Annotated in this window: 18 protein-coding genes; 4 read left to right on the forward strand and 14 right to left on the reverse strand. The window is 51.9% G+C overall.

What is annotated here, in order from left to right; translation table 11 throughout:
- Window positions 1-665 precede the first annotated feature (665 nt).
- The gene (locus ACX9GT_RS22275) at window positions 666-1,298 is read right to left on the reverse strand and encodes a hypothetical protein (protein ID WP_473188761.1); all 633 of its coding nucleotides are present in this window, start codon (window positions 1,296-1,298) and stop codon (window positions 666-668) included.
- 42 nt (window positions 1,299-1,340) lie between these two features.
- The gene (locus ACX9GT_RS22280) at window positions 1,341-1,757 is read right to left on the reverse strand and encodes a winged helix-turn-helix domain-containing protein (protein ID WP_473188762.1); all 417 of its coding nucleotides are present in this window, start codon (window positions 1,755-1,757) and stop codon (window positions 1,341-1,343) included.
- A gap of 1,135 nt (window positions 1,758-2,892) precedes the next feature.
- On the opposite strand from ACX9GT_RS22280, the gene ACX9GT_RS22285 reads away from it, so the two are divergent.
- Together ACX9GT_RS22285 and ACX9GT_RS22290 are read left to right on the forward strand one after the other, a co-directional pair.
- Entirely contained in the window at window positions 2,893-3,720 is an 828-nt protein-coding gene (locus ACX9GT_RS22285) for a winged helix-turn-helix domain-containing protein (protein WP_473188763.1), read from the forward strand.
- Window positions 3,717-4,187, forward strand: coding sequence for a hypothetical protein (locus tag ACX9GT_RS22290; RefSeq protein ID WP_473188764.1), 471 nt, complete (start codon window positions 3,717-3,719; stop codon window positions 4,185-4,187). The genes ACX9GT_RS22285 and ACX9GT_RS22290 overlap by 4 nt, the downstream gene beginning before the upstream one ends.
- 171 nt (window positions 4,188-4,358) lie before the next feature.
- Here ACX9GT_RS22290 and ACX9GT_RS22295 read toward each other — a convergent pair whose 3' ends face one another.
- From ACX9GT_RS22295 to ACX9GT_RS22340, 10 genes are all read right to left on the reverse strand, one after another.
- Window positions 4,359-6,752 (reverse strand): family 20 glycosylhydrolase, encoded by a 2,394-nt coding sequence (locus ACX9GT_RS22295; protein ID WP_473188765.1) that lies wholly within the window; start codon window positions 6,750-6,752, stop codon window positions 4,359-4,361.
- 351 nt (window positions 6,753-7,103) lie between these two features.
- The gene (locus ACX9GT_RS22300) at window positions 7,104-7,667 is read right to left on the reverse strand and encodes an effector binding domain-containing protein (RefSeq protein ID WP_473188766.1); all 564 of its coding nucleotides are present in this window, start codon (window positions 7,665-7,667) and stop codon (window positions 7,104-7,106) included.
- Window positions 7,668-7,869: 202 nt separating this feature from the next.
- Window positions 7,870-9,261 carry an amidohydrolase family protein gene (locus ACX9GT_RS22305; protein ID WP_473188767.1) on the reverse strand — a complete coding sequence of 464 codons (1,392 nt, stop codon included), beginning with the start codon at window positions 9,259-9,261 and terminating at the stop codon, window positions 7,870-7,872.
- An 11-nt stretch (window positions 9,262-9,272) separates the two neighbouring features.
- Window positions 9,273-10,223 carry a carbamate kinase family protein gene (locus tag ACX9GT_RS22310; protein ID WP_473188768.1) on the reverse strand — a complete coding sequence of 317 codons (951 nt, stop codon included), beginning with the start codon at window positions 10,221-10,223 and terminating at the stop codon, window positions 9,273-9,275.
- 234 nt (window positions 10,224-10,457) lie between these two features.
- Window positions 10,458-11,390, reverse strand: a complete 933-nt coding sequence (locus tag ACX9GT_RS22315) for an IS110 family RNA-guided transposase (RefSeq protein WP_473187475.1) — start codon at window positions 11,388-11,390, stop codon at window positions 10,458-10,460.
- A gap of 219 nt (window positions 11,391-11,609) precedes the next feature.
- Window positions 11,610-13,160 (reverse strand): xanthine permease, encoded by a 1,551-nt coding sequence (locus ACX9GT_RS22320; RefSeq protein WP_473188769.1) that lies wholly within the window; start codon window positions 13,158-13,160, stop codon window positions 11,610-11,612.
- A gap of 125 nt (window positions 13,161-13,285) precedes the next feature.
- On the reverse strand, window positions 13,286-14,701 hold the full coding sequence (locus ACX9GT_RS22325; protein ID WP_473188770.1) for a YlbE family protein: 1,416 nt from the start codon (window positions 14,699-14,701) through the stop codon (window positions 13,286-13,288).
- On the reverse strand, window positions 14,701-16,248 hold the full coding sequence (gene fdrA, locus ACX9GT_RS22330) for an acyl-CoA synthetase FdrA (protein ID WP_473188771.1): 1,548 nt from the start codon (window positions 16,246-16,248) through the stop codon (window positions 14,701-14,703). The genes ACX9GT_RS22325 and fdrA overlap by 1 nt, the downstream gene beginning before the upstream one ends.
- A complete protein-coding gene (locus ACX9GT_RS22335) occupies window positions 16,226-17,038 on the reverse strand; it encodes an oxamate carbamoyltransferase subunit AllH family protein (protein ID WP_473188772.1) in 813 nt (270 codons plus the stop codon). The genes fdrA and ACX9GT_RS22335 overlap by 23 nt, the downstream gene beginning before the upstream one ends.
- A gap of 102 nt (window positions 17,039-17,140) precedes the next feature.
- Window positions 17,141-17,746, reverse strand: coding sequence for an ankyrin repeat domain-containing protein (locus ACX9GT_RS22340; RefSeq protein WP_473188773.1), 606 nt, complete (start codon window positions 17,744-17,746; stop codon window positions 17,141-17,143).
- Between the two features lie 338 nt (window positions 17,747-18,084).
- On the opposite strand from ACX9GT_RS22340, the gene ACX9GT_RS22345 reads away from it, so the two are divergent.
- Both ACX9GT_RS22345 and treR read left to right on the forward strand, forming a co-directional pair.
- Window positions 18,085-19,014, forward strand: coding sequence for a LysR substrate-binding domain-containing protein (locus ACX9GT_RS22345; RefSeq protein ID WP_473188774.1), 930 nt, complete (start codon window positions 18,085-18,087; stop codon window positions 19,012-19,014).
- Window positions 19,015-19,216: 202 nt separating this feature from the next.
- The gene (gene treR / locus ACX9GT_RS22350) at window positions 19,217-20,164 is read left to right on the forward strand and encodes a trehalose operon repressor TreR (protein WP_473188775.1); all 948 of its coding nucleotides are present in this window, start codon (window positions 19,217-19,219) and stop codon (window positions 20,162-20,164) included.
- Window positions 20,165-20,203: 39 nt separating this feature from the next.
- Here treR and ACX9GT_RS22355 read toward each other — a convergent pair whose 3' ends face one another.
- Both ACX9GT_RS22355 and ACX9GT_RS22360 read right to left on the reverse strand, forming a co-directional pair.
- Entirely contained in the window at window positions 20,204-20,563 is a 360-nt protein-coding gene (locus ACX9GT_RS22355) for a type II toxin-antitoxin system RelE/ParE family toxin (RefSeq protein WP_473188776.1), read from the reverse strand.
- Window positions 20,514-20,774, reverse strand: a complete 261-nt coding sequence (locus tag ACX9GT_RS22360) for a TA system antitoxin ParD family protein (RefSeq protein ID WP_473188777.1) — start codon at window positions 20,772-20,774, stop codon at window positions 20,514-20,516. Before ACX9GT_RS22360 ends, ACX9GT_RS22355 begins: the two co-directional genes overlap by 50 nt.
- Window positions 20,775-20,833 lie beyond the last annotated feature (59 nt).

Below are 20,833 nucleotides of genomic sequence, written 5' to 3' on the forward strand. Positions count from 1 at the left end.
ATGCTTGAACATAATCAAGGCGCTCTAACTCAATAATAAAGGCAGGTATTCGTCATTAACGATCGTAGAATACCTGAATATATCCTCAATCACTCGCGTTGCAGTAAAGCGTTGAGCACCGCTCAACGCTAAATCCCCCCTCTGGGGCATGAGAAAAGGCCGCTAAAACCAGCCCCCATCCCAAACGCGGTTCTGTAACGATGGCAAAATCGAGCTGAATGCGCCGCGTCATTGCAAAAGCCCTTGCAGCACGACAGATTAAACGGAATGACCGAACCGGTTGCCGGGCTCATCGATCCCAGTGTTTATCTTGACTGGATTGTTGTTAAGGTTCGCCACTGTGGCGGCATGATGAACTACGCCTTGCGCGTTGCTCTGGGTAGCCACCCCGAATATCTGAAAGTTCTATTGGATAGGCGTTAGCAGTAACTCAGATTCACTGCTCTGAAAAGAGGCATACAGGAGGTGCGGTGATTCACGAACATAGGTGCGTTAAGAAGGGGTTATCTGGCAACCTGGCCAACGTCGAAAAGTGGAGAATGCAGCAACAGAACTGGCGATGGGGGTAATGCGTCGTTTTACTCTTGGGTTCGGTGATCGTCCGAGCGATCACCGTTGATGCGTTGGCAATTATACAGAATAATTTACAAGCCTCGTGATTATCATTAAGCGAAACAGGAAAGCTTCATTAACGCAGAAAATTGCTCACCGTTATAATTAGCAAAAAAATGATCTGAAGACGTGACGCCTAGCTTCGCCAAGGCTGAGTTTTTATGGCTATACAGTGTCTTTTGCTCTCTGCCACTGCTTTGGCTCAAATAATTTATACTCTTTCTCTTGGCTAACTCCACCAAGACGGCTTTCTCCGTTCTGGTGATATAGGGTCTTTTTACTCGTCTTGAATCCGCGATATGAAGTATATTATTAATTTCCCGCAGCAAAGCCAAAACCGTCTCTGCTTTATTGTAAATACTGCAAGAGTAAAACTTCAGAATAGCTATCGGAAACTGCCCTTCGGGGTACCTATGTGTAAAGAGCACTTTGGGCCGCTTCTTATGAGACTCGTAGATCTCATCCAGCCAAGTAAAAACGGCTAATAGAGTGAACTCAATACCATTCATATCGATGATAATAATATCCCAATCAGAGGATGACATCTCTGCTAACTCATTAAATGAATGAAAAACATCGACCTTTGCCACAGGAGAATAGACGTCTTGAAGTAACTCCTTCACGCCTAAACTTGCGAATTTATCCTCGTCAAGTAATGCAACGTTTAGTGATTTTACGACTTTCATGTTGTTTCCTTATCATTTATGGCACGTTGAAAGCTCTATTGCTTAACTGACAACGTTACAATCGCTTTCTGCATTGAAATAAAGCTTTAATATATACTTACAGGTTATGCTATAACCTTCACCTCGGGAGTAATTGATAAAGTCATTAGGCACACCTAAATACTGGAGGTCTTCTTCTAATTTTTTCACCACTTGTAGTAATCGTGGATAAGAAGAACTTAAGCTACTGGCTTCCCACACGTTGCTCAGTAACTCCTCTCTGCTGACAATCATGTTGTTTGCTTTCTCCAAGAGATAACAAAGCAACTTCATTTTGGTCTCCCTGACTGAAAGAGCCCTGGGCTCATCTTTTTTTGTGGTTGTCACTTTGAATAAGTTTTTATGTAATAAGTCAACTTGCAGACAACATCCATTATCAAACTTTATCAAATATCCATAATGGTTATTTTTATCTAGCATGCAGACTCCTTGCTGAAAAACTCAACTTCGCGGCACTGCTCATTAATATAATCACGGTAAAGTTATAAACTCCCATAACAACCTCCTGGCTAAGACTATTCTCTATTATAAGATTGAGTGTCACAATCCCAATAGTTTAATGTAATGATTTGTCAAATTATCATATGACTTACTATTTTTTAGCAAAAAAACAGTAATATAGTGGCTATGGTGCAAAAAAAGGAGAAACATTCAGAATTAAAATCTAATTATTCATTACGTTATAGATTAAACGTTTTCTTCTTTTTTACTCTACTTTATAGAACGATCACCTTTTTTCTATTTCAGGTATAACTCTTCATTTATTTACCTGTATTCATATACTATAATCATATCATTTTAATATTTTTACAACATATCTCTTGTTGATAACCTTAACGTACTAAGAATGATGTTTTCATAAAGCATATCGTATCGTTGAAATTTCCCTGATGAAAGAAAAAGCGTTGTATTTAGATATCTAATTCAGACTAAAAGTATCTAAACCACGCTTAACATAAATTTTAACTTTCTAAAAAATCTAAAAATTAAAATAAAAAAACATAAAAATCAGTGCGATATGATTTTTTATTTTATTTTTCATGGTGAAATTTCGCCAAAGCAAGATAAAGGGTAAAAACATGTTCATAAAAACAATTAGATGCAGAAACCCGTTTATCAGGCTATTTAAGCCAGTAATCTCAAATGTTCCTAAAAAAATACGCTTCCATTCCATCACCTTCGTTTCATCGTTAGGCCTGAAATACTCCCTTTCTGCACCCATCAACACGCTGTGCCAGCCCCATAACGATCGTTATACCCATGGGAGAACAGGGCATCTCTCTTGGTTAAAATCATTAAATAACAATGAAATATGAAAATCTTAAAATAAAATCATTTGATATAACCGGAGGCTGCCATTTTGAATTACACTTAGGTAACACATTGTTTTGTAGTCGAAGCACCATGATATTGCTGTGATATCAATAAAATGGTCGTCATATGATAAGAAACAGGGCTAATGTCTGTGTTGTTCAGGCTGCTAGCAATAGCCTGATACAGCACTCAATGCTTAACATAATGAAATGTAAAAATAAATTCACTAGCCTGGTGGAACATGCTCAAACGATACATCATTGACTCAAGTTTTGAATTTTGGCCAGAGAGCTATCAGTTAGTCGTTTTTGGGGCTGAAACTGTTACCATTTCCCTTAATATGCCAGCCAGTCGCTGCTTGGAACTGCTTATCGAGCAGCGTTTCAGCCTTGTTACCCAGAATGAGTTTTACGAATACGTTTGGGGAGAGGAAGGTCATAGCGTTTCGGTTAACACGCTCTATCAGAATATAGCCCTGCTTCGCAAAGCACTAAAAAGTATTTCCAAGAAATATGAAGTTATGGTGCTAACGGTGACTAGACAGGGATTTAAACTCAATCCTATTTTTACCGTGCAGGAAAAACTTGGTGAAGAGGTGATCGATACGATCACCAATATACCATCAGAGATCCTGACTACTGATGAAGCTCCACATAAAGAGAATAAAGAGAGCGTACCCGTACAGGCCAACGCACCGTCATCCTGGTGGAGCCAAGAGAATACAGCACTAAAATGGCTCCTGGCCTGCCTCATTTTCATATTGATGCTGACCGCAATGATACTCTACCTCCCTTTGGAAAGAAGAGAATCCTCACCGTTAAGCCGTTATTCGCTCTATCCTAATGAGACTGAGTGTACCACTTATACCAATACCCTCACTCCCGAGGTATCAAGAAGGATACAAATGATTAAAGAGTTAGGTGTCAATTGCCAAAAAAAACCTTATCTGTACATCACCGTATTTAGTTATAGCACTCGCACTTCCGCCATTGCCTGTAATACCCCAATAGACAGTAATCCGCCCCCTTCCTGCATCACTTATAATTTTATTGGGAATGGATTAAGATGAAAAAAATATATATCACTGCCAACATTATTGCTACTCTGGCCTTGTTTGCTTTGCTTTACTATGCCTTTATCAATAAGCCGCCAGATGATATAAATATCTCTTGTCATGGCACCTTGGTTAGCGGCAATCAGCATACGGCAAGTAGGATGCGGGTTTCTTTGTTCTTGAACGGGAAGAGCGGGCGAGTTAACTTCGATGGCATCGTAGAGAGTGACAACCATCAGACAACCATTATCCGCAGAGCATCCTCATTCTTTCTGGCCCGCTACGAAAATGGTTATATGATAAATCAATCTATCGTCTCCGAACTCCCAGGCAATACCGCCTCGGCAGACGTATTAAGGAGCATGTTCCCTTCTTTTATGTTGCTTAATGGCGAAGATTATAGATTTAATATGTATTCCGTAGGAAATAGTAACTACCTTTTTATGAGTGACAAATTTGTGACCTTATACTGTGCTCGTTAGCCCCTCGATACCTGTACACCATTCATCTACCCTTCGACTATTTTATGCCCAGTTTTATAGCAGCCAGGAATAAATATTGAATATCAACCTGACTGCTTCAGCATTTCTTGATGATAATGAGGGTACCGAACGCTCATTGCAGGGCCAAGACAGAGCCCTACCATGATAGAGTTACCGTACCGCAATACCGCGCAATAACTCTTCCAGCGGATACACTGCCGCAATCACCACTTCATCACGGATCTGCGCAGCGGCATCCAGTTGCTGTTGCGCCTGTTCGGCTTCGGCTTTACTCAATGGTTTGCCTTGCTGATAACGCTCCAACAGCATCAGCCCCAGATCCGCCAGCGCGCTGACGTCCTGCGCCACCGGGGCCAAATCCTTCATTACCACGTTGCCCGCAATCGCTTGCTGTACCGGCGCACCGTTACGCTGCCAATGTTGCAAACGCGCACGAATCGCCTGTGCCGCCGCCTGATGATTCTTGTCTTGCAGCAGCAATGCCACCTGAGCCTGCAAATCACGCACCGCCGCGCTTTCCGGCGGCAACGCATCGGCAAAACGGTTTAGCGGTTCGAACTGGTGATAGTTACCGGCTTTGAACTTCAGATGATTGCGGGTGTAATACTGCCCCGGCTCCACGGCTTCGGCCAGGATCTGCAACGGCGTGATATCCACGCTGTTAGCCAAGCGGGTGAACTCGCGCGCGGTTGCCACATGCTGCTGCAACCCAACGGACACCACCGACCAGGCATCCACCGCTGCCAACCGCTGATACATATTGCTTTCATCGGTAACCTCTTTCGCCGACCACAGGCGCTCCGCCACCGCAAAGGTGCGGGGCCACATCTTGATGTCGAGGATCGGCGCACGAATGTTTTCCGCCCAGAAAGCGGCTTCGCCACCCAGAATATTGGCCTGGTGCTGTTTATCCGGCACCACCGGCATTTTACCTGCCGGGATCGCCGCCAATTTGCTGCCGGTGGTCGGATAGCGCACGTTGCCCACCCGCGTATAGCCGCTCAGTTGCTCCTGCTGCAACGTCAATACCGGGCAGGTTTCCCCCATCCAACTGTCGATGCAGAAAGTCACCTGTTCCGGCGTGCGCCACTGAATATCCTGCACCGCCCGGCGCGATTTACCTTTGAAATCAATAAATCCGCGCCAACCCTCTTTACTTTCAATCAGCGTGAAGGTGCCTTCAACCGCGCTGCCCTTAAAGCGTGGCATACTGAACTGCCAGCTTTGGGCATTTTCCCCTTCCCGCACCTCCGTCACCACGCCCAGCGGCTGCGGCAGAATCTCATTGCGGTAGTGGTAAGCGGTGCTTTGCGGCTGATCGAGGTAGAAACCGGTGGAGAGAATGCCCTGATAACCGTCCTGCGCACTGGCTCCTAAAGAATCCGGCCCTTGCCAGGATTGGATCACAATAGTGTGCGGCAAGGCCGGGTGATAAATCTCATCCCAACCCACCATACGGCGTTGATGTTTTTCGAGGATCTTTTCCAGCTTCTGGTTAAAGAAGGCTTGCAGCGCATGGGCATCCGCCAGTTGGTTTTGCTGCATAAATGCCTGGATACTCTTTGATTCGTTCCATTGGCTGGCATCCACTTCATCGCCGCCGATATGCAGGTAAGGATCGGGGAAGATCGCCACCAGTTCGCCGATAATGTTGTCGACAAACTGATAGACCTGGCTGTTGGCAGGATCGAGCGTCGGCTTATGCACGCCCCAGGCACGTTCCATCTGGTACGGCCCCGGTGCGCTCATCAGTTCCGGGTAAGCCACGGCAATGGTGGAGGCATGGCCGGGCAGATCGATCTCCGGCACCACGCGGATCCCGCGCGCGGTGGCATAGGCCACCACCTGCTGCATCTGCTCGCGGGTGTAGAAATGGCCGTCGCTGGCCAGTTGTTGCAGTTTGGGGTAATGCTCAGAGGCAAAACGCCAGCCTTGGTCGTCGGTCAGGTGCCAATGGAAGACGTTGAGCTTGGCCGCCGCCATGCCATCGATCTGGCGCAGGATATCCGCAATCGGCAGGAAGTGACGCGCCGAATCCAACAGCACACCGCGCCACGGGAAACGCGGCACGTCGGTGATATTCACCAACGGCATAAAGGTGTTTTCACCGTCGGTCTGCACCAGTTGCAGCAGCGTTTCCATACCGCGCAGCGCACCAAAACGCGTGTTGGCGGTCAGCGTTGCGCCCTGTGGCGTCACTTGCAGTTGATAGCTCTCATCGCTATCCGGCATAGGCTGTGGTGCCACCTGCTGTTTGATGATGATAGCAATGGTTGCCGCCCCGTTTTGCTCCCCTTGCGGTGCCAGCGTCCAGCCGGTTTGGCGTTCGATACGCTCGCGCCAGCGCGGCAGCGCTTCCGCCAGATCGTCCCCCTGTATGCTGAGGGTTAAACGATAATCCAGCGGCAGTTTGCCTTGCGGCTGCGCCAGCTCAACCTGCTGCGGCCAGGGCATCAGCGGCAAATCACCCGCAGGCAGCGCAGCGGCATTGAGGGAAAATAACAGCGAAGCAGCCAGTAGCGTATAACGGAAAGGTCTATGCATCAGAAGTTCCTCAAAGGAAAAAAATCAAAATAACCAAAGAGGTAGATAAAGACCGAGCGGCGTGGGGATGTCCAACTGCGAGGGCAAAAAAGGGGGGGTGGATCACAAATTGCTCAAACAGATAATCGCTCTGGAAGCTGCCTCTTGTTCACATATTGAGATAGCCATGATTTCCGTGTGCTAAAGGTTTCTGCACTGAATTCATGGAAGTATAACCCACCGTTTTTTGTAGCTAAAGTGGTGTTTATACAACCATGAACGTTTGGTGAAAGGTATATCTTTATAACCCCCCTGGTTAACGCGTCGAACTATAATATCTTCGATTATCACTCAATACCTTCTAACTTATTATTAACTCTTTTCTTTAATTGGAAATAATAAATCAAGCTGTAGATCTTTCATTTTACCGCCTTTTTTTATGAAATTATAAAAATTCAACGTTTCTTCAAATCCTTGCCCTGCAACTGTTTCCAACGATGTCCAGCGCGGGGCATCCCAGTCATTATCATATTTATCGCTTGCGTTAACCCATTCCTTTAATAAACGCCAGTCCTCAAAGTCCCACGCTCTCAACACATGTGCGGCATATAATCCGCCGTCAAAAGTTCGTGTTACTAAAGGTGAGGGGATCGCTATGTCGTCAGGAACGGATACCCACACCTCATAGACATGCGAATGTTCTCCAACTCCTACGGCCCCTTTAGAGCAGTCAAAGCCAAAACTCCGGGCGTCGGGTTTGATTGTTAGCAATCCGCTTTCTTTTACAAATTGCGTTATCATGTCAATCGCTTTACCTTCGCAGCCTTCCCCTGTTGCATAAGCAGCAGCCACCGTCATCGGCGGCAAATAGATAATCCGTACATCTTTATCCGCCAGTTTATTTAACTTTTCATTTGCTTTATCTGATTTTTCCATTGATTTCCCCTCATTGAAGTTGACTATCAGCATACAGGTTGACGCGACGTCAAAGTCAAGAGAGAAGCCCAAAAAACCGTTATCACCAACGGTCAGATGCCAGTGCAGAGAGCATAAAAAAACCCCATCAGAAAATCGATGAGGCTTATTGCCATATTCCTGCGGGAACGTTCAACCGAGCATGTTGTTTAACCGATCGGCATTAGCCTCTCTGGTTGCCTTGCCCGACGCTGCCCCACACCATCTCCCCCTTGTGGAAGGTGGCGGTTCTCGGTGAAACCCGCGCCACCGCTTCGGCGGAACAGGAGGCGTCCACCAGCACAAAGCTGGCGTCGTCCTGGGCTTTTGGCCACACCCGCTCGCCTTTATCGTTCAGCGGCAACACATCACCGGTAGCCACCGCCAGCGCGCGCGACAGGGTTTTCTCGTTCGGGCGAATGTACAGTTGCGCATAAAGGTTGGCCTTTTCCAGCATGTCCCCCAAACCATACGGCGACCAGTGATCGATCACGCTGTCGGTGCCGGTCATGACAAACACGCCCTTGTCGCGCAACTGGCTGAGCGGCATATGCAGCGTACCGATCGGCACCGTAGTCGCGATCGTAACCTGCTGTGCCGCCATGCGGTTTGCCACCTCATCGACCTGCTGTTCATTGAGCGTCGCCAGCGCAAAGGCGTGGCTGATGGTCAGCTTGCCTTTTAGCTGCGGGGTTTTCTCCACGGTGCTCAACATGTAATTCACCGCCGCCATCCCCGCCGGGCTGGTTTCATGCAGGTGGATATCCACCCCTTTGTTATAGTCCAGCGCGATCTGGAACATAGTATCCAAGGATTTTTCCATCGCACCGTCGACGTTGGTCGGATCCAACCCGCCCACATAGTGCGCCCCCGCCTGCATCGCTTCGCGCATCAACGGTTCTGACTTGGAAAACAGCAGGCCATGCTGCGGAAAAGCCACAATCTCACAGCTGAAACCAGACTGACGGCGCGCCAACGCCGCTTGCAGGTTTTCCAGGTTTTTCAGCCCCGAGGTGGGTTCAACGTTGCAATGGCTGCGGGCAGTGGTGGAACCGAAGGACTGAATGAGGTCGATCAGCTTTTCTGCCCGCTCTTGGGTAAAAGGTTGCAGCTCGGGCAGCAATTTCTGCTCCAGCGCGATCATATCCTTGATGGTGGTGCCCGCCGGGCGATTGAGCGCACGCCATGGGCCGCCGTAAAAGGTTTTGTCCAGATGGATATGCATATCGCGCATGGCGGGCAGCATCAGCTTACCGCCAGCGTCATACACCGGTACGGTGCCATCCGGGTGCTGGCGGTTATCGCGCAGGGCAACAATCTTGCCTTGGTTGATCTCCAGGGTTTTCAGTTCGGTGCGGGTGCTGACCGGGGTCGCCCCTTCAAACTCAAAACCCGCCTCCAGCCGCACGTTATCCAGATAATAGTGCGGATCGGTAATTTTCATCGGTGCCCCCGCATCTGCCGTTTTGGTGGTAGCTGCATAACCGACAGAAGTCGTTGCCCCCAAGAGCGCACAGGCAGCAGCCACTTTGCCGCCTTGGCTTAAAAACTCACGACGGCTTTTATTCTCATTCATCTCTTCTTCCCTCAGAGGTTGACAATATGGGTACCCGTTTCACCGCGCAGGGCGGCGGGCAGACAATCCGGCGTGGTGATCACCACCCGCTTTCCACCCTCGCGTAAAAACGCCAGACTGGCGACAATCTTCGGCAGCATACTGCCGGGAAGAAAATGCCCTTCCGCCATATAGCGGGTCAACTCTGCCACATTCACCCGCTCGAGCGCACGCTGGTTCGGTTTGCCGAAGTGAATGCACACTTTTTCTACGCCGGTGGTGATCACCAAAACATCCGCACGGATCTCCCGGGCCAGCAGCGCGGTCGAGAGATCTTTATCGATCACCGCGTCCACGCTCTGATAATCCCCCTGCGGATTGCGGATCACCGGGATACCACCGCCGCCCACGCCAATCACCACAAACCCCTGCTGTGCCAGCGCCTTAATGGCATAGGCTTCAACAATCCGTTTGGGCTCCGGCGAAGCCACCACCCGGCGATAACCGCGCCCGGCATCTTCCACAAAACGCCAGTTCGGCTGTTGCTGCTGTAAAACATCGCGCTGCTCAGCACTAAAGAAAGCCCCGATCGGCTTGGTGGGGTGCGCAAAACCGGGGTCGTTCTTATCCACTTCCACCTGCGTGATAACCGTTATCGCTTTCTGCTCACCACGCTGCGCCAGGCGGTTGCTGAGTGCCTGTTGAATAAGATAACCGATACCGCCTTGGGTATCTGCCACACAGTTGGCCAGCGGGGTCAGCGGCAATCCTTCGTACTCATGAGCAATCTCCGCACGGCGTAAATCCAGCCCCACCTGCGGGCCGTTGCCGTGGGTGAGCACAATGTCATAATCCGCGGCCAGCATCTCCAGCACCGATTCTGCCACCGCTTTCACCGCTTCGGCCTGATGTACAACCGACTGGCTGGCGTTGTCTTTGATAATACTGTTGCCACCGATGGCAACCACCACAAGTTCTTTCATCTGCGTTATCCGGTAAGAAATGCTGCCTATCCGTTCAAGGTAGGGCCGGGTGATCTTCCCCTCACCCTAACCCTCTCCCCCAGGGAGAGGGGATTGAACGTGCCACAAATTGACGCCTGTACCAACCACAGCCCCTAACGGCTCCCCTAGGGAAGCTACCGTTCCTGACCACAGCCCCTAACGGCTCCCTCTCCCACGGGGAGAGCAGCTGTGTTTAAAGTCAATGGGTGATGATTAATTTGTCACCCATTGCCTATTATCTCGCAGCATCGCGTTTAATATCGTTAACAGCTTTCTGATGCACGCTGTTAACGCCACTTTCTTCGCTTTACCCCGTGCAACCAGCCTGTCATAGAACTCTTTTATCGTCTTATTGCTACGCGTTGCCGACAACGTTGCCATGTAAAGCGCCGCTCTCACCGCTGAACGCCCGCCCCAGATCGTTCGCTGCCCTTTCATTTTCCCACTCTCATGGGCGTACGGGCACACGCCAACCAAGGCACTGATTTCTCGCCGTGTCAGCTTACCTAGCTCCGGTAACAACGCCAGTAACGTCGACACCGTCACTTTACCTAACCCTTTCACCTCTTCGAGCAACCTGGCTTTCTCCTGCCAGACTGGCATCACCTTCAGTTGTCGGTGTATATCATCGTCAATATCGCTAATCTGCTGATTCAGCCAATTAACATGGGCATGTATCGATTGGCTGGCCTCGTATAACGCACCCTCAAGCCTGTTAAGCTCCGCTGTGCGGATCTCTATCAACTGACGCCGCCGCGTTACCACTCCCGCCAGACGTTGAGTTTGAACATCGTTTTGTTCCCTCACTGGCGGCTCTATCGCCTGGGCAAAGCGGCATAACACTGCAGCATCTATCGTGTCTGTTTTCGCCCGTTTTCCCAACGCACGGGCAAAATTCTTGACCTGCCGAGGATTAACGACCGCTACGGGCAATGTCTTCAACGTGAGCGCTGCGCAAAGTGGCCCATGATATTTACCTGTAGCCTCCATGGCGATCAGCTCCACCTCATAGGTCTCAAGCAAGGTGATTAACGCCTGATGCCCAGAGGGCGTATTGTCAAATTGAGCAATACGATGGTCTGTGTTGATAAACACGTCGAACTTCTCTTTGGCGATATCAATACCGACGTAAGTCTTTTGCTTCATCTCATGTCTCCCAGCCTTGCGTGATACGGACTGACAGCATCGTCGTCCAGGCAGCTGTTCGGGCTCATCATGAAACCGACGTGGCGCAATAAGCTCTCCCACGGGCTTGGTGTCCCAGAGGGCGTACGTGCTGCCACGCCGGGTAAGAACACGGTACAACCTATCTTTTTACATCAACTACAAACATACAAGGGCTGGGGTGAGGGGAAATCACTGAAGTTACACAGTTTTACTGGGCTCCGGCGCTACAACAGGCACCTCTTCACGGCTATCGAGAAAATGCTTCACCACGAACATGCCCGCCATCATCAGATAAGCCACGACGAACAGTAACGAGTTCCCCCCAGCAAAGCCGACCATCGGCGAGTGGATCACGCCGAATAACGCCAGCAGCGCGCCGGTTGCCGCGGCTATCGCACCGCGCAATGGTTTGTTAATGATGGCAAAAATGGCGATACAGCCCCACAGCATGCTGGCAAGCGGCGCACCGTTGCCCAGATGCACCAGCCCCTGGTAATACACGCCTTTGCTGTGCAGCACTTCGGCCCCCAGCTTAGCTGCCGAGGTGCCCGCTGCCCCCATCACGCTGTTGACCATGGTCAGCGCCCAGTTGGCGATCCAAGGGAACAGGCAGATGAAGATCACCGGCACCTCCGCTTTCGGCGTTTCCCTCACCACTTGGTTGGCGGTCACCACGCCGATAAACACCAGGATCGGCACAATCGCGGTCATCGGAATCACCGCCAGCATAAAGGCTCCCAGCCCGAATAACGGCACGATAAACATGGTGACGCCAGAAGCCAGCGTGTAGCCAATGCTGGCCCCCATTGCTTTCCAACCGGCGTGGCCGACGTAAACGGTCACCGGGAACGGGTTGCCCATCAGGCAGCCGAGCATTGAAGAGAGGCCGTTGGCCATCATCACTTTGCGGGTGTTGTAGTTATCCCCCGCCGCGTGCGCACTTTCGATGTTCTCCAGGTCAAAGATGTAGTTCGCTAACCCCAAAGGCACGGCGGAAGCCAGGTACGGCAGCGCGTGCGGCAAACCTTGCATAAAGCTGTCGACATGCACACTTGGCGGGTTAAAACCAAAAGAAGACATCGACGCCTTAATCGCTTCCGGGCTTTGCAGGCCCGAGATCCAAGCCAGCGCGGTACCGGCCACCAGCAGCAGTAAACCGGTGGGAATACGCGCGAAGATCGGCTTTTTGCCAAACCAGTTGATAAAGATCAGCAGCAGCACGATAAACGAAACGGTGGGCGCTTCGAACGCCTGTAGCATCGGGTTCATCGCCAGCAGCAACAGCCCCAGGCCAGACAGGCAGGAGAGCAGCACGGTGCGCGGGATCATCTTGCGGATGGTTTCGCCGAGGAACGAGCCGCCCACCAGGATCAGCGCTTCCACAAAGCACCACACCAGGCCGATCTGAATAGCGAAGTTGGCATCGCCGGTTTGCTGATAAACCGGCATCAGCACCAGAAAGGTGACGGTAAATATCGACGGCGCGCTGGGGCCGGACGGCAGCGCGGTGACGTCAGTGCGCCCGGTCTGGCGCGCCATCTGCAAGCCAAACCAGGTGTAGCAGATGCTGGCCATCAGCACCGCCAGCCCAAAGGCCGGGGCGATGCGCCCGTAAACAATCTCTTTCGGAATGCCCACCACAAAGATGAGCAGCCCCATCATGGTAAGCAGGTTGGTCAGGTTATTGGTCATCAGCCCGAAGTAGGCTGCCCAGTCGCCGCGTTTCCACTCTAATTTTATTCTGTTCATGGACTGTCCTTCACAGGTCGTTAAAATCCACGGGATCGCTATCGATCCTGCTGGTAAACAACATTCTGGTTCTGGTGTTGGCTTGCTACTTTGGGGCTGGTTCTTAGCCAGCCCCGTTCTCGTGATTAACAGTAGCGATCGCGATAACTCAGTAACGCCTGCTCAAAACAGGCAAACGGCGGATGAACAATCCCGGCGCCGATCATGCCGATCCCCGCATCTTTATGCGCAATGGCGGTGTTAATCACCGGCAGAATGCCGCTGCTGCCAACCTTGGTGATATCGATCGCCGTCGGGATCCCCATAAACGACAGCAGCGGAATGGTGACGTTGGGGTTTTCGCCGAGGGTGATTTCGCGCATCTGGCGGGAGAAATCGATCGCCTCATCCACCGTGCCGCCCACCAGCGCGACAATCGCTGGCGCGGTTGCCATGGCAAAGCCGCCGATGCCGTAGGTTTCGGTAATCGCGCTGTCGCCGATATCCAGCCCCGAGTCTTCCGCTTTATAACCGGCAAACATCGGGCCGATCACCTGCTGCGCCGGGCCGGTAAACCACTGGCCGGGTAATCCGCTGATGCGCAGGCCAAACTCCACGCCGTTGCGCGCCATGGTGGTAACCACGGTGCTGTACTCAATGCCGTGCGCCGCATCCATCGCCGCTTTGCACATCGCCATCCAGGTCGGGCCGGAGAAGTAATCGCTGCTGGCGACAAAGTCGAACACTTCACGCTGCTGCTCTACCGGGTAACCGGTCTGAATAATCCACGGCGTCAGCGCCTGGATCAGCAGCGCAGTGCCCGCGTTGTTGCGGTTATGGCACTCGTCACCCATATGCAGCGCCTGGGCCAGCATCAGCCGCAGGTCGATCTCCCCCGCCAGCTTCATGGCATCCCGCAGCATCGGGCCTTGCACATCACGCATCCAGTTCAGGCGGTCAATCACGCTCTGATCGTTGGCCCCCATGCGCAGGATCTTCGCCATCTGCTCGCTCATATTGGTATAAGCACGGTTGCCGTAGGTTTTGTTCTCGACGATGTGCATAAACATTGACGCAGAAGTGACGCCCGCCATCGAACCCACGCAGTCATGCTCGTGGCACGGCGAGAAGACGATCTCGCCGGAAGCCGCCAGCTTGGCCGCGTCATCCAGATTGGCGGCCAGCCCTTCAAACACCAGCGCGCCGGTCACCGCTCCTTTCATGCCGCCGCACATCTTTTCCCAGCTAATCGGCGGGCCTGCGTGCAAAATGGTGTGGCGCGTCATACCCGGCACCACGTTAATCGCCTGGTCGTAACCCACCAGCACCGGGTGCGACTGAATAATGCGTTCCAGCGCCAATTGATTCGCCGCCGCAATTTTGTCGGCAAGATCTGGCGAGGCGATCTGGTCCAGCGCTTCGATCACCGCCAGGTTGCCCTGCCCCGGCGGCGTCCAGTCGAGATGGGTCACCGCAACATGCTGTTTTTTGAGATCGTCACTGAACATCGCCAGGCCGACGTTGATCACGTTCAACGGCTGGTTAAATAATGTATGGCTCATCAGGCTTTCTCCCCTTTGCAGACAAATTCACGCGCCAGTAACCCGGTATTGGTGCTGCTGCTGGCCCAGATCACCCCCGCGTCCGTGAGCATCTGGCATTGCTGTTGCAGCGATGGTGTATCGAGATCGGTGCCCAGCACATAGCCGAGGATCTCCAGCGGCCGTTGCTCTCGGGCGGCAATCGCCTTGGCCTCTTTGATCGCCCCGATCATCACGCCCACCGGATCCTGGTGAGCACCAAAACCGAGCACAAAGTCCATCACGATCACGCCGACTTCAGGATCGCGCGCCTCTTGCAGCAGGCGGCGGATACGGTTGGTCGGGTCGATCATCGGGTGCGGTTTGCCGTTGGTGAAACCGTCGTCGCCAAAGTCGAGGAAGGTGTGCGCCACGCTCTGGTTCAAGTCTTTCAGGCGCATCGCCGGGTCGGGCTGGATATTGCTGTAAACGTCGCTGTATTTTTCCAGTGCGGCAAACATCGCCTCATCGCACAGAGTGCCGCCGCAGAACAGGCCGCGAATGTATTTTTGCTGCGGCGTCAGCTTGGCGCGCACTTCTTCAATCAGCGGCCAGTTGAGCGGATGGAGATCGAGCGATTCTTGCTTGATGCCGGTGAGCAGCACCGCTTTTAGCGCCGCCTCTTTGGTGCCGCGGGCAAACTGCAACCCGGCTTCGTCGGCAGGCGGCGCGTTGCGGCCAAGGAAGCAGACCACCACCGGCTTGCGGCAGACGCGGGCACGTTCCAGCACTTTGCGCGCCACCGCAGGCGCTGGCGGCTTGGAGATCAGCACAATCACCGCGGTTTCGCTGTCTTCTTCCAGCATTTGCAGAGCGTCGAGCATCATCAGGCCGCCGATCTTTTCACTCAGATCGCGCCCGCCGGTGCCAATCAGCTGTGAAATACCGCCGCCAAACTCATGGATACGCACGCTCAGTTCTTGGCTGCCGGTGCCGGACGCGCCGATGATGCCGATGTTGCCCCGGCGCACTGCGTTGCCAAAGCAGAGCGCCGCGCCGTTGATGATCGCGGTGCCGCAGTCTGGGCCCATCATCAGCAACCCTTTTTCATGCGCCAGCTGTTTCAGCGCCAGCTCATCGTCAATAGAAACGTTATCGGAAAACAGCATCACGTTGAGATGGTTCTCCAGCGCCTGGTGGGCTTCGCGCGCCGCGTACAGGCCGTTTACCGCAATCACCGCCAGATTGCTCTCTGGGATATTGGCTTTGGCGCTGGCCAGCGTGGCATAGCGCGCCTCGTGCCGGGTACCTTTATCTTTATGAGTGAATAACGCTTCAATCGCTTGCAGCGTGGCTTGGTTCGCCTCTTCGCTGGCCCCTTTGATGACGATCATCAGATCGCCGTTTTTGGCCGCTTCCAGCTCCGGGGTTAACAACCCCAGGTTCTGTAACACGCCTTTGTTCATTTCGGTGGCCATCGCCACGAACGCTTGTTCAACCCCGTCCAATTGGTTGGCTTTGGTTGAAATCGACATCAGTGAAACAGAATCAAACCAGGTGTTCTTTTTAACCATGATCCTGATGGGCATATTTTTCTCCAAAATAGGGGGTCAAGAGGCAGGCATCCGCCATGCCATGCAGCATGTCGTAACCTGAACTTGAGCCGATCTGTTTAATCTCGTTAATGGTGTGAATAATAAGGTGGCGATCGTCATGCACTATTTTGGCTACCAGGTTGCTAATCACCTGCCGATAGCGCTGATTAATTGCTGCCGCTAACGTAATAGCGCTCAGCAGCGTGGTTTTCTCCTGCGCATTTGCCAGCGCGGCGAGAAAATTCTCGCAATACTTTTGTGCCGGATGGCCAGGAATAAGTAATATCACGCACAGCCCAACCAGATAATCATCACCAGAAGGCGTTAGGCCAATCCCTAAACCAATAAGGGAATATATTGCTTCGTCAGGGCTTTTATTCTGCCGCATTGCCATTAATAATGCTTCACGATGATGCTGTAATAACCTGGCTATTTCCTGATGAAATATATTGTCACCACGATAATGAAAAAGTGAATTACCGGATATTGCGTGCTGATTAATCCATTCCCCCCATCGCTGCCAATCAATATATTTAATGCTTTCAGCCGTTAAACAGTGCTCAGGCTGTTGCCATAACTGGCAGTGGGAAAAATCAATCCACTTATCCTGACCAATTTCAATACCGCCTGGAGAAAACTGTACCCGTTCACCGGGGCTAAATACCTTATCGCAGTGCCTGAGCGCTATGCGGCAGCTATTGGGGGCGTTATCGTACTCATCGCTTAATAACGTATAGAGCATGTGCTGCTCTGGGACGAACAGGTTTACCGCGCGGGAAAACACCTGTTCAACCTGCCCATTTAGCCGCTGGCGGGGGAATGCCCCCTCCGCCGAGAGCGCCGTAATGCACTGCCTGAGTGGCGGTGCGATAGCGTTTCTCCTCTATTATGCGCCAGCGGCAACCAGCAGTTCAGTAATCTGCTGATAGCCTTTTTCACGCGCCAGCGTCAGCGGCGACTTACCATATTTATCGGTCATATGGGGATTGGCACCGTGATCGAGCAATAATTTGACAATTTCCTGCTGCTTAGCCCCGCCGTCATTAAGCACTATGGCTTCCAGCAACGGCGTCCAGCCGACAAAATTGGTGTGATTAACGTTGATATCGGTGCGCGTTAATAATTCGCGCACAATTTCAACGTGGCCTTTTTCACTGGCGGGGGTAATACCTACGCCACCAAAACGGGTTAAACGATCCAAATCTGGCTTGGCGGGCAATACCAAACGCAGCAGCGTTAAATCATTATTTAAACAGCTAATCAGGAACGGGTTAAAACAGGTTTGATCCTGCTTATTAATATCTGCACCGGCAGAGATTAATAATGCCACACAGTCGTAATGTTTATTCAGGCTGGCCAGCGTAATGGCGGTTCTGCCTTGGCGATTGGTGGCATTAATATCCACACTGCTAGCCAAACACTCTTTCACCGCATTACTATCGCCCTGTTCCGCAGCAGAAAGAAATGCGCTTATCAATTCTTGCTCTGGCATATTCTGGCTCCCTCTTTTCTTGTGGGCTTCTGATACTTTTCATTGCTACTGAGAATAGCAACAGACGCAGAAGAAAAACATCCGCTTAAAAATCATTCATCGCAAAGGGAAGCATTATTGAATGGTTTTCAACAATCAGGGCAGAATGTGCGGCAGCGCAGGCTTTCTCTGGCGTTTCCACTGTTTATTCAGGGGAAACGCCTCTATGATGAATCGGCTTTTATCGCTTGCTACATCAGGCCTTAAACCAATCATCAGAAGTGTGACCCTCCTCAAATCAGTTGTAACAGCAGTGTTAAATTCTGTTCAATACTGGTTGCCCATCAGGAGAATGACCTATGAATTCCATTTTTACCGAAGAGAACCTGTTGGCTTTTACCACCACGGCGCGCTTCGGCAGCTTCAGCAAAGCGGCCGAAGAGCTGGGCCTGACGACGTCGGCCATCAGCTACACCATTAAGCGCATGGAAACCGGGCTGGATGTGGTGCTGTTTAACCGCAACACCCGCAGCATTGAGCTGACCGAATCCGGCTTCTACTTCTACCGTAAAGCCACCGATCTGCTGAACGATTTTCACGCCATCAAGCGCGGTATTGATACCATCTCGCAGGGCATTGAGGCGCGGGTGCGCATCTGCATTAATCAGTTGCTCTATACCCCACGCCATACCGCTCGGCTGTTGCAGGTGTTGAAGAAGCAATTCCCGACCTGCCATATCACGGTGACCACCGAGGTGTACAACGGCGTTTGGGATTCCATTATTACTCATCATGCCAATGTCGCGATTGGCGCGCCGGATACCCTGCTGGATGGCGGTGGGATTGATTACACCGAAATTGGTGCCATCCGTTGGGTATTCGCCATTGCGCCCGATCACCCGCTGGCGTTTATGCCGGAACCGATATCCGAGAGCCAGCTGCGGCTGTATCCGAACATCATGGTGGAAGACACCGCGCATACCATTAATAAGAAAGTGGGTTGGTTACTGCACGGCCAAGAAGCCATTCTGGTGCCGGATTTCAACACCAAGTGCCAGTGCCAGATTTTGGGTGAAGGGATTGGTTTTCTGCCGGAGTATATGGTGCGTGAAGCGGTGGCCGAAGGGTTACTGGTCACCCGCAGCATTCATAACCCACGGCAGGATTCCCGCATGTTGCTGGCCACCCAGCATGCGGCAACCGGGCAGGTCACCCAGTGGATCAAAAAGCAGTTCGCGCCGGGCGGAGCGCTGACCGGGATTTATGCTGATTTGCTCTACCGCGACTAACGTTTGCCGCACCAACATGTTGAGATAACCGCGTCTGCCGCCATAAGGCACTGCGGCAGAATGTTGCGCCACTTTTCATCACCCGCTAACCCTGAATAAAGGTAGCGGCCCCCGCAAGGGCGAGCAACACAGGTCTGCAACTTCAAGTGATAACGGTATATGCTATCAGTTTCCATCAATCAACCGAAACGACAACCAGACCATGCAAAACCGGCTGACAATCAAGGATATCGCCCGCCTGAGCGGAGTAGGCAAGTCCACCGTCTCGCGCGTGCTCAATAACGAAGGCAGCGTAAGCCCACAAACCCGTGAACGGGTGGAAGCGGTGATCCGCAGCCATGGGTTTACGCCATCCAAGTCGGCGCGGGCCATGCGCGGCCAGAGCGATAAAGTGGTGGCGATCATCGTTTCCCGGCTGGATTCGCCATCGGAAAACCAGGCGGTGCGCACCATGCTGCCGCTGCTGTATCAGCAGGGTTTTGACCCGATCGTGATGGAAAGCCAGTTTGAAACCCGGCTGGTGCAGGAACATCTGCATGTGCTGCAACAGCGCCATGTCGACGGGGTGATCCTGTTCGGCTTTACCGGCCTGACCGCCGCGATGCTGGCCCCTTGGCAGGAAAAAATGGTGGTGATGGCGCGTGACTACCCCGGTATTTCTTCCGTCTGTTACGACGATGACGGCGCGGTAAAACTGCTGATGCAGCGGTTGCGCAAGCAGGGCCATCGCCATATAAGCTACCTCGGCGTGCAGGAAGCGGACGCCACCACCGGGATGCGCCGCCACCAGGCCTACCTTGATACCTGCCGTGAGTTGAAGATCCCGCCGGTTGCCTCACTCGGTGAACTGAACTATCAGAGCGGTTTCCAACTGGCCGCTAGCGTGATTGAACCCCACACCACCGCGCTGGTGTGCGCGTCTGATACCATCGCCCTCGGCGCGATGAAATACCTGCAACAGCAGCCCACTTCACCGATACAGGTGTGCGCTATCGGCAATACTCCGTTGCTTAACTTCCTGTTCCCAGAGGTGTTTTCCGTCGAACTAGGCTATGGTTCCGCCGGGCAGCAGGCTGCTCAACAGTTGCTGGGCCAGCTTAGGGGTGAGTTAGGTATTCGCCAAATCATTATCCCCAGCCAGCTGGCCTGATTAAAATTTTCTGCGATAAAAAACCGCCAAGCGGCGGTTCTATTTAAGAAGCTTCTCGATGTCTTTTAGATCTTTCTTGCGGTGCTTTTTTTGCTCGTCATAGAAGTTCTCATGTGACCCAAGCGTCATAAGATACAGTACCAGCTTATCCTCAACCCAGCTGTAACCCAGCAGGTACAGCTGCTCATTGATAACAAACTTATGCACCCGCAAATGCTTTAAGTCGCCCTTCTTTTGCTCACCGATGGTTGGCTCGGCGATTATTTTATCAATTTCGTCTTCAACCTGCTGCTGCACGTCCGTGTGCAACCTGTCCAAAGCCTTAGCAAAACGCCGGGTTTCGTAAACATCAGGCTTGTTTTGTGTCCTTGGTGGCACTTTTTGCTGTTCTTCGTTCATACTTTTTCATTCTGCCATTATCAACTTCGCTTTTTGCCAATAACGCTTCTTTGATGAAGGAGAATGGCAGGTCGGGATTGTCCTCGGCCATACGGCCTATCTTGGCCCAATACTCGATCTGCTTAGGTACGCTGCGGCTCGAAGCGTCGGCATACACTTTCACATCCTCAACAAAGCCCCCATCGAGACGAACACTAATTGCAGTCGTCATGGAATAACCTCTTAATTCTCTTAAAATTTCTCTACAGTTTATCCTTTGCGATACCTAGG

It is taken from the genome of Serratia sp. YWN4 (genome assembly GCF_055790845.1).

Bases quoted from the DNA above. Each gene is read 5' to 3' on its own strand.
- ACX9GT_RS22275 (WP_473188761.1), bottom strand. From the start codon at position 1,298: ATGAAAGTCGTAAAATCACTAAACGTTGCATTACTTGACGAGGATAAA.
- ACX9GT_RS22295 (WP_473188765.1), bottom strand. From the start codon at position 6,752: ATGCATAGACCTTTCCGTTATACGCTACTGGCTGCTTCGCTGTTATTT.
- ACX9GT_RS22310 (WP_473188768.1), bottom strand. From the start codon at position 10,223: ATGAAAGAACTTGTGGTGGTTGCCATCGGTGGCAACAGTATTATCAAA.
- ACX9GT_RS22300 (WP_473188766.1), bottom strand. From the start codon at position 7,667: ATGGAAAAATCAGATAAAGCAAATGAAAAGTTAAATAAACTGGCGGAT.
- fdrA (WP_473188771.1), bottom strand. From the start codon at position 16,248: ATGCCCATCAGGATCATGGTTAAAAAGAACACCTGGTTTGATTCTGTT.
- ACX9GT_RS22285 (WP_473188763.1), top strand. From the start codon at position 2,893: ATGCTCAAACGATACATCATTGACTCAAGTTTTGAATTTTGGCCAGAG.
- ACX9GT_RS22315 (WP_473187475.1), bottom strand. From the start codon at position 11,390: ATGAAGCAAAAGACTTACGTCGGTATTGATATCGCCAAAGAGAAGTTC.
- ACX9GT_RS22355 (WP_473188776.1), bottom strand. From the start codon at position 20,563: ATGAACGAAGAACAGCAAAAAGTGCCACCAAGGACACAAAACAAGCCT.
- ACX9GT_RS22290 (WP_473188764.1), top strand. From the start codon at position 3,717: ATGAAAAAAATATATATCACTGCCAACATTATTGCTACTCTGGCCTTG.
- ACX9GT_RS22325 (WP_473188770.1), bottom strand. From the start codon at position 14,701: ATGAGCCATACATTATTTAACCAGCCGTTGAACGTGATCAACGTCGGC.
- treR (WP_473188775.1), top strand. From the start codon at position 19,217: ATGCAAAACCGGCTGACAATCAAGGATATCGCCCGCCTGAGCGGAGTA.
- ACX9GT_RS22280 (WP_473188762.1), bottom strand. From the start codon at position 1,757: ATGCTAGATAAAAATAACCATTATGGATATTTGATAAAGTTTGATAAT.
- ACX9GT_RS22305 (WP_473188767.1), bottom strand. From the start codon at position 9,261: ATGAATGAGAATAAAAGCCGTCGTGAGTTTTTAAGCCAAGGCGGCAAA.
- ACX9GT_RS22345 (WP_473188774.1), top strand. From the start codon at position 18,085: ATGAATTCCATTTTTACCGAAGAGAACCTGTTGGCTTTTACCACCACG.
- ACX9GT_RS22340 (WP_473188773.1), bottom strand. From the start codon at position 17,746: ATGCCAGAGCAAGAATTGATAAGCGCATTTCTTTCTGCTGCGGAACAG.
- ACX9GT_RS22360 (WP_473188777.1), bottom strand. From the start codon at position 20,774: ATGACGACTGCAATTAGTGTTCGTCTCGATGGGGGCTTTGTTGAGGAT.
- ACX9GT_RS22320 (WP_473188769.1), bottom strand. From the start codon at position 13,160: ATGAACAGAATAAAATTAGAGTGGAAACGCGGCGACTGGGCAGCCTAC.